Here is a 7494-nt window from a genome sequence, read left to right on the forward strand (position 1 = left end):
TTGGGAAAGAACGGTTGCAGACGCGCCATCTGCTCATCCGTCAGCCAGTACAGGTCGCTCATCCACTCTCTCCTCACGGAGCCTGAATCAGATCGCGCCTCCCACATCAATGGGTCCTGACCCTAAAGAGCACCGTATGGATATTAAAAGGGTATCAATGCACACTGCGTTTAGCTTTCGCTACGGGCTACGGCGCTTTGAAGATATCACCTTGGATTGACCTGAAAATTGCCATATTGATGACGGCAGCCCTAGTCTGACCTGATCTAGCCGCGATTTCGTCCACACTACGTAGCAGTTCAGGAGCAATGGTCAGGGTAATTTGACGCTTATTCCCTTTCGCAATGCCTTTCTCATACGTTTGACTCTTTCCGCTTTTTGGCTTTGCGTCAGGCGCAGCATCAATGAAAGCTTTCTGCGCCGCCGCTTCCACTGCAGATTCAGTCAGCTTGGGTCGACGTTGAACAACCATCAATTCCACCTTCTAAAGGGTCATTTTAATGTTAAGAACACTGTCGTACAAGTGCCTAATTTCTGACGCTGCCTTTGAGTCGATAGGCGCAAGTTCAGATACACAGAGGCCTGAGCCCGCCGCGTTGCTCAAGGACTTTCGCCTCCGGATCGCAACGGGAAGGTATTCAAATTGTGGGTAATCAGCTACGGCGGCTGCGGCATCGACATTATCCGTAGATCTCGTGCCGGGATCAGCCTGATTCATCACAGCAAAACATCGTAGACCATCACGCACACTTCTGGTTTCGTCGATTAACTTCGCCGTGTCATCCAACGCCCAAACATCGTACGAGCGAGGAGCGAAGGGTACTAGGGTTCAGACTCATTCAGAGCCAAAACGCCAAGGCGGTGGCAAGAGCGACGCCTGATAGGAAGTTGGCGGCGAGCTTGTCATAGCGGGTGGCGACGCGGCGGAAATCCTTGAGGCGGCAGAAGGCATTCTCGATGAGGTGGCGGCCGGCGTAGCGTTGCTTGTCGTAGCGGATGGCGCGCTTGCGGTTGCGCCGGCCGGGAATGACCGGGATGGCACCTGCATCGCGGGCCAAGCGGCGCAACCGGTCGGCGTCGTAGCCCTTGTCGCCGAGCAGGTAGCGCATGCGGCCTGCGCGTTCGAGGAGCGCGGGTGCGGCCTTCACATCGCTGACGTTGCCAGGCGTCAGCATCAGCGCATAGGGGCGGCCGATGACGTCGGTGAGCGCGTGGACCTTGGTGGTCCATCCGCCGCGCGAGCGACCGATCGCCTGGACCGAGCGCCCCCTTTTGCACCGAACGCGGCACGCTGGGCCTTCACGTAGGTGCTGTCGATGGCGGTGCTCCTGGTCACCGCGCCTACGTCCACCAGCGCATCAAGCAGCTTGAGCCAGAAGCCCCGGTGCGACCAGCGGTTGAACGGGTTGTACACCGTCGTCGACGGCCCGTAGTCCGCCGGACAGTCGCACCAGCGGCAGCCAACCCTCAGCACATGCAGTATGCCGGAGATCACCCGCCGGTCGTCCACACGCCGCGCTCCAGGCTGGTTCTTCGGAAGGTGCGGCTCGATCGCGGCCCACGCCTCATCCGACAACCAGAACAGCGCCATGCCCGCACTCCCATGATCCACGCCCGCAGTGAATCAGGAAAGCCGCTCCGCCTCAAGCCGCTGATTGAGTTTGAGCCCTACGAGCACGTCGGTAAGAACGAGTGCAGCCCTCAGAGCCGTGGAATCACGCCCCCCAGCGTCAATTACGATATCCTGCCATTTATCGCGCTGCTGATTGATCTGAGTACGTAGCTGAGCGCCGTCCGGATACTGGGCACAGGCGATGCCCGGACTTCGTCCCGTGATCGATCGAGCAGAGATTGCAGCTCCCGCCGTGCCCTGTCGATCGCCATCGATAAGCCAAACGTCGCGCCCTTCGAGCGCCCTGCTGATGGCCAGTTGAACGGCCAGGGTGGTTTTGCCTACGCCACCCTTCGTGTTACCGACTGTAAGGATCATTGGCATCTCCAAGGAATATTAAAGGCGCGCCTTTGCATTGTCGTTTAATCCGGCTTGGCTCTATAAGAGCATTGGAGTCAATATCGGGGTTGTGTGAAAGGAGCGCTATATGCACTATCGAACCACCGCTTGTGCAGTGTGAATGTAGGATAGTTGAGGGGGATTGGGTAGGATGAAGGAGACGGGAAATGTCCCTGATTGCTCTCAGACCCACCCAGCAGGTCGCCGATATCGTAGGCGCGCTTGGCGGCACCTGGCGGGGGTATATCGCCACCTGCCGGTGCCCCGCCCATGATGACCAGGAACCCAGCCTTTCGATCCGGCAGGGCCATGACGGCATCCTCGTCCACTGCTTCGCCGGATGTGATCCGGAGGATGTGCTGCGCGAGCTTTCGCGCGTACGGCCCGGATCGGGTCATTTCGTACCTGCCGCCCCGCGCCCGGATCGGCCCGCCAATGTCGAACGGCTATGGGCCGAGGCGATGCCGACCGACGACACTCCGGCAGCAGCCTATATCGCGGCGCGAGGGCTGACCGCGCCATTGACCGATGTGCGCTACCATCCGCGCTGTCCCTGGGGACCCAAGCCGACGACGCGATTCCTGCCGGCGCTGCTCATCGCGGTCCGGGAAGGAAACACGCTCCGGGCCGTCCAGCGTATCTTCCTCGATCTCAACCGGGCCGGTTACCTCGACAAGGTGACGCTCGGTCGCCTCGGGAGCGGTGCCTGGCAGGGGGGCAGGGCAGGAAACACGCTCGCGCTCGCCGAAGGGTTTGAGACGGCTGCGGCCTTCATCCAGGTCAACGGCATCCCGTGTTGGGCGACGCTCGGCGCGGCACGGCTCGACCGCATCCGCATCCCGGCGAGCGTCACCCGCCTCATCATCGCCGAGGACAACGATCCCGAAGGCCGCCGCGCGCGCAGCAAGGCGTGGAAAGCGTACCGCGAGCAGGGACTGACGCTCGCCCGCATGCCCCCGCCACGCCAATACGGCGACTGGGCCGACGTCCTGAAACCCCGGGGCTGAGAAGGAGAGGGGGAGTGGGGTGGTCGAGCTGCAGCACGCAGCCAGACACGGAGACCCGCACCATGACCGACCTCTTCGACGCCGCGCACGACCGTGCGTCCGCCTGCACCGATGCCGCGCGCCGTCTGGTGTGGCTCTTTGCCGGCGATGCGAAGCTCACCCGCCGCGACCTCAACGAGGCGATGATCGCCGCCTATGGCGGCACCGACGCCGAAGGCCGCTGGACGCAGCGCGATAGCTTCGAGATGCTCGAACACGCGCTGGCGCTTCATCTCGTGGCCACACCCCCCGTTCTTCAGACGCCTGCAGATCTCCACGCGGCACTGGCACTGCTCGACCGGCTGCCGACGCAGACGGTGCGCAGCGAGGACCAGATCGACTGGCAACAATTCTCGACCCCGGTCGATATCGCCGCGCTAGCGGTCCTGCTTTCAGCGGCGCGGCCGGACGATGTCGTCCTTGAACCCAGCGCCGGCAACGGCCTGCTCTTCGCACAGCTCCCGTCGGTCGCCGCGATCCAGCTCAACGAGATCGCTCCTGCCAGGCGAGCGCGGCTTGGCGCGACCTTCGCGCATGCCGCGGTATCCGGCTACGACGGTGCAGCGATCGCCAGCACGATGGCGAACATGGCGCGACCCAGCCTCATCCTGATGAACCCGCCGTTCTCGCGCTCGGTCGGGCGCGGCGCCGATGCGCTCGCCGCGGTCCGTCACCTCCAGGCGGCATTGAAGCGCCTGCGCCCGGGCGGTCGGCTCGTCGCGGTCATGCCCGACTGGTTCACCCACTCCGCGCGTATGGGCGACGTCTGGGCGGCGACGCTCGCCGGCACGGCGCTGCGCACCTCGATCCGGCTGACGCACGGCTATGGCAAGCATGGCACCGGCGTCGCGGTTCGCCTCTACGTCATCGACAAGACGGTGGGTGATACCACGATCGTCACGGTCGAGCGCCGCAACGTCGCCGCGCTGCTCGAAGCGCTGGTCATCCCCGGTCGCGGCATCGTGGCCGACGAGGTCGCACCGGCGCCGGCGAAGCGAGGAGGGGGCCTCTCGTTGCTGCGCTCGGTGAAGTCACGCCCCGCAGCCGCTCCGCGCATCCTCCGCGCGCCGACCCGCAACGAGGTCCTGCCGGTCGGCTATCGCGTGCTGGACATTCCGGCACCGCTTGCCGAGCAGGCCGGCGTCTATCTGCCCTATCGCCCGAGCCGCATCGTGTTCGACGCGGCGGGCGAGCATCCGACCTCGCTGGTGGAATCGGTCGCGATGGGTTCGATCCCGGCTCCCATCCCCACCCACGTCCCGAGCCTGCCCGAGCGCACCGTCTCCGAGCGCATGCTCTCCTCGTCGCAGCTCGAGACCGTCGTCTATGCCGGCCACGCCTGGACGCAGTTCATCCCCGGCACCTTCTCGCCCGACAAGGAGGGCGTCGGCCTCGTGCTCGACGCAGCCGGTCGCCAGTACCGGAAGGGCTTCTTCCTCGGCGACGGCACCGGTGCCGGCAAGGGCCGGCAGGTCGCGGCCGTCATCCTCGACAACTGGCTGGCCGGACGCCGAAAGGCGATCTGGGTGTCGAAGAACGAGGCACTCCACGCCGATGCCATCCGCGACTGGTCGGCGCTCGGCGGCATGGCGGCCGACGTGCAGCCGCTGTCGCGCTGGAAGATCGACGAGCCTGTCGCGATGAGCGAGGGCGTGCTGTTCGTGACCTACCCGACATTGCGCTCGGGCCGTGGCGATGCGACCCGTCTCGACCAGATCATCGCCTGGGCGGGCGATGACTTCGACGGCGTCATCGCCTTCGACGAGGCCCACGAGATGGGCGGCGTCGCCGGTGGGGAGGGCGCGATGGGCACCAAGGCGGGCTCGCAGCAGGGCATCGCCGGGGTGCTGCTCCAGAACCGGCTACCCTCGGCGCGCGTCCTCTATGCGTCGGCCACCGGCGCGTCCGAGGTGAACAACCTCGCCTATGCCGTCAGGCTTGGCCTGTGGGGGCCGGAGACCTCCTTCGCCAACCGCGAGGCGTTCATCTCCGAGATCCGTCAGGGCGGTATCGCCGCGATGGAACTCGTCGCGCGCGACCTGAAGGCCACCGGCCTCTACACCGCGCGTGCGCTCAGCTTCGCCGGCGTCGAATACGACATCCTGCGCCACGAGCTGACCAACGACCAGATCCATGTCTACGACCGCTATGCGGACGCCTGGGGCATCATCCATCGCAACATGGAAAAGGCGCTGGAAATCACCGGCGTCATCGACGCGCTCGACGGGGCGACGAAGAACAGCGGCGCGAAAGCCGCCGCGCGCTCGCGCTTCGAAAGCTGCAAGCAGCGCTTCTTCGGATCGCTGCTGCTCTCGTGCAAGCTGCCGACCGTGCTCGCGGCGGTCCGCCAGCATCTCGATGCCGGCCAGTCGGTCGTGCTCCAGCTGGTCAGCACCGCCGAGGCGATCCTCAACCGGCGCCTGGGCGAACTCACCCCCGACGAGCGTGCGGAACTCGATATCGATCTCTCGCCGCGCGAGGCGGTCATCGACTATCTCACCCGTGCCTTCCCGGTGCAGCAGATGCGCGACTATCGCGACGATACCGGCGAGGTCCGCTCGCGCCCGCTGTACGACGAGGGCGGCACCCCCGTCACCAACCCGGAAGCCGAAGCCGCGCGCGACGATCTGATCGAGCAGCTATGCGCATTGCCGCCGATCGCGGCGGTGCTCGACGGCGTGCTCGCGCACTTCGGGCACGATGCGGTTGCCGAGGTGACGGGTCGCACCAAGCGGCTCGTGCCGTCCGCCAACGGCACGCAAAAGCTGGAGACGCGCTCGGGACGCGCCACCCAGGCCGATGCCGCGGCCTTCATGGCAGGCGAAAAGCGCATCCTCGTCTTCTCGGATGCGGGCGGCACCGGGCGGTCCTACCATGCGAGCCTCGACGCCACCAACCAGCAGCAGCGCGTCCACCTGCTCCTCGAACCGGGCTGGCGCGCCGACCGCGCGATCCAGGGGCTTGGACGCACCCACCGCACCCATCAGGCCTGCTCGCCGCTGTTCCGACCGGTCACCACCGACTGCAAGGGTGAACTGCGCTTCACCTCGACCATCGCGCGCCGGCTCGACAGCCTCGGCGCGCTCACCCGCGGCCAGCGTCAGACGGGCGGGCAGAACCTGTTCGATCCGGCCGACAACCTCGAGAGCGACTATGCCAAAGCGGCGCTGATCAGCTGGTATCACCTGCTGCAAAGCGGCAAGCTCAAGAGCACCAACCTCACCGACTTCCAGCATCGCACAGGGCTCGAGCTTCTCGACCAGGACGGCGTGCTGAAGGAGGACCTGCCGCCGATCCAGCGCTGGCTCAACCGGCTGCTCGCGCTCCCGATCGGCCTCCAGAACGTCATCTTCGACGAGTTTCTGGCATTGGTCGAGACGCGTGTCGCGGCCGCGCGCGAGGCGGGAACGCTCGATGTCGGCGTCGAGACGATGCTGGTCGAAACTGCGAGCGTGCTCGACGACCGCCTGTTGCGCACTGACACGGTGAGCGGTGCGACCTCGCACCTCCTCACCATCGAGGTCACGCGCCGCAGGCACCCCGTCTCGCTCGACCGCGTGCTGCGCATCGCCGACACCGACACGAGCGCGGTGTTCGTGCGCAACGGCAAGTCGGGCAAGGTCGCGCTCAGGACCGCCGCGCGGGCCGGCATGACCGAGGACGGCGTCGCCGTGCCGCGCATCGAGCTGATGCGCCCGACCCGGCGCGAGTATCTCGCCGCCGGCGACCTCTACGAGACCGCCTGGGAGGAATGCCCGCGCGCCAACTTCACCGCTGCCTGGGAGGAGGAAGCCGAAGCGGCGCGCAACCATGTCGATACCGAGACGGTGCGGCTCGCGACCGGGCTGCTGCTGCCGATCTGGTCGGCGCTACCTAGCAGCCACCTAGCTGTCACCCGCATCGTTGATGCCGATGGCCGATCCTGGCTCGGACGCATCGTGTTCCCCGGCGATCTTCACCAGCTGTTCGGCAAGCTCGGCCTATCGGACGAGCAGACGCTCGCACCAGGCGAGATCGCGCAGGCAGTCGAAAACGGCAACGTGATCCCGCTGAAGCGTCCATTCGCCTGCGAGATAAAGCGCGCGCGCGTCAACGGGCTGCCCCGCATCGAAATCGTCGGCGCGCCTGCCGGCCAGCTGCCTTGGCTGAAGTCGATCGGCTGCTTCACGGAGATTATCGCCTACAAGACGCGCGTGTTCGTGCCGGTGGAGGGCGCCGCGGAAACGATCGGACGGCTCCTTGGCTGAAACGTCAATAGCCCGCCTGGGCGCACAATGCGTAGAGCTGGCGAACCTTCGGATCGTTGCAGCCTAGCATTACAGTTGCGTTCTTGATCGGCTATGGGCGCGTTGTGCTGCGGCCTGATGTGCGCGTCGCCAGCATGACCATGCGATAACGTGCCTGGGTTCGATACGACGCTGGGCCAGTCTGACAACG

General features: G+C 65.5%; 4 protein-coding genes and 1 pseudogene. 2 read left to right on the forward strand and 3 right to left on the reverse strand.

The genetic code is table 11. The features are described 5' to 3' along the window. Window positions 1-187: 187 nt before the first annotated feature. The 3 genes and pseudogenes from HBH26_RS19935 to HBH26_RS19945 all read right to left on the reverse strand — a co-directional run bounded on the left by HBH26_RS19935 (window position 188) and on the right by HBH26_RS19945 (window position 1990). Window positions 188-472, reverse strand: a complete 285-nt coding sequence (locus HBH26_RS19935; protein ID WP_168136329.1) for a CopG family transcriptional regulator — start codon at window positions 470-472, stop codon at window positions 188-190. 367 nt (window positions 473-839) lie between these two features. Next, window positions 840-1591: pseudogene (locus HBH26_RS19940) on the reverse strand (IS5 family transposase). A 33-nt stretch (window positions 1592-1624) separates the two neighbouring features. Continuing rightward, window positions 1625-1990 carry a nucleotide-binding protein gene (locus tag HBH26_RS19945; protein ID WP_209308700.1) on the reverse strand — a complete coding sequence of 122 codons (366 nt, stop codon included), beginning with the start codon at window positions 1988-1990 and terminating at the stop codon, window positions 1625-1627. Window positions 1991-2178: 188 nt separating this feature from the next. On the opposite strand from HBH26_RS19945, the gene HBH26_RS19950 reads away from it, so the two are divergent. Next, window positions 2179-3018: a DUF7146 domain-containing protein gene (locus tag HBH26_RS19950; RefSeq protein WP_168136327.1), complete on the forward strand. Its 840-nt coding sequence runs from the start codon at window positions 2179-2181 to the stop codon at window positions 3016-3018. A 62-nt stretch (window positions 3019-3080) separates the two neighbouring features. Then, complete coding sequence (locus HBH26_RS19955; RefSeq protein WP_168136328.1) at window positions 3081-7304, forward strand: strawberry notch family protein; 4224 nt, start codon at window positions 3081-3083, stop codon at window positions 7302-7304. The last annotated feature ends 190 nt before the right edge of the window (window positions 7305-7494 follow it).

Origin of the sequence: Sphingomonas corticis (assembly GCF_012035195.1) — a bacterium.
Classification (GTDB): Bacteria; Pseudomonadota; Alphaproteobacteria; order Sphingomonadales; family Sphingomonadaceae; genus Sphingomonas; species Sphingomonas corticis.